Source organism: Georgenia daeguensis, assembly GCF_039537705.1.
GTDB classification, from domain to species: Bacteria; Actinomycetota; Actinomycetes; order Actinomycetales; family Actinomycetaceae; genus Georgenia; species Georgenia daeguensis.
This window is the reverse complement of record NZ_BAABBA010000032.1, coordinates 27,112-28,285: the sequence shown is the minus strand read 5'-3', so window position 1 is coordinate 28,285 and position 1,174 is coordinate 27,112. Positions and strand designations below refer to the sequence as shown.

Here is a 1,174-nt window from a genome sequence, read left to right as displayed (position 1 = left end):
CGGTCCCCGCAGCTGCCGGTCGCGCTGTGACCGCCCGCCCCTCGGTCCGTGACGGCTGGGGCGCCGTCCGGGGCTCGACCCGGGCTCGTGCGGCGCTGACGGTACTGCTGGCCGCGCACACCGCGATGGTGGCGGTGATGTCCATGACGCCGCTGCATCTCCAGCACGTCGCCGGGGCGACGGCCGGAGGCCCCGGGTTCCTGACCGTCGTCGGGTTCACGATCTCCCTCCATGTCGCGGGGATGTACGCGCTGTCTCCTGTGATGGGGTGGTCCGCCGACCGGTTCGGTGGCGGCCCCACCGCCGTGGGAGGCCTGGTGGTGCTGCTCGCCGCGGTCGCGTTCGCCGGCCTCGGCCAGGGCTCGATCACGACCGTGACGATCGGGCTGGTGCTGCTCGGGCTTGGCTGGTCGGCCGCCACGGTCGCCGGCTCCGCCCTGCTCGTCGAGGCCGTCCCGCCCGCCCGGCGCGTCACGGCGCAGGGCCTCTCGGACGCCCTGATGAGTGGCGCGGGGGCGCTCGGCAGCCTCGCCGCGGGCCTGGTGATGGGCTGGTCCGGCTACGGGGTGCTCAACGTGGTCATGGCCGTGCTCGTCGGCGGCGTGGCCGTGCACGCCGGCCGGGCGCTGCGCGGCGGTCACCGCACGCGCGGGTGACGCGGACCGGCCGTTGGTCGGCGGCCGCCGCGGGAGCCGGTTCAGGCTGCCGGGCGGAGGCCGCTGAGGGTCGCCTCCCGCGGTCGTGCGGCGGTGTACCAGCCCGCGAGGAGCAGCACGATCAGGGTCACGTCGACGGCGTCGCCGGCGTAGTACATCAGCTGGGCGCCTGCCTCGGCGTCGGCCGAATCGACACCCGCGGGCGGGTGGGCGTAGAGCCACTTGGCCAGGACGGAGTGGGCCGCGATGAAGGTCACCAGCACCGCGGCGCGCACGGTGAGCGGGGCGCGGTGCGGGTCCGGGTCCACGCTGAGGATCGAGGCGGTGAAGACGTAGCCGGCGAGGAAGACGTGGGTGTGCACCGCCGCATGGACGAGCGCCGAGCCGTGCATCTGGTGGTAGAGGTCGGTGGTGTAGAGCAGCCAGAGTCCGCCTGCGTTGAGCGTGGCGGCGACGGCCGGATGGGTCACGGCGCGCACGACGGGGTGGCGCAGCAGGCCCGTCAGCGTCCGGGCGCA

At 75.1% G+C, this 1,174-nt stretch carries 2 protein-coding genes; one reads left to right on the top strand and one right to left on the bottom strand.

The window, feature by feature from the left end; translation table 11 throughout:
• Positions 1-656: MFS transporter (locus tag ABD774_RS19790; protein ID WP_345045125.1), on the top strand; the 656-nt coding region annotated here is incomplete at its 5' end.
• A gap of 41 nt (positions 657-697) precedes the next feature.
• On the opposite strand, the gene ABD774_RS19785 is transcribed toward ABD774_RS19790, so the two are convergent.
• A partial coding sequence (locus ABD774_RS19785) for a cytochrome c oxidase assembly protein (protein ID WP_345045122.1) occupies positions 698-1,174 on the bottom strand: 477 nt, incomplete at its 5' end.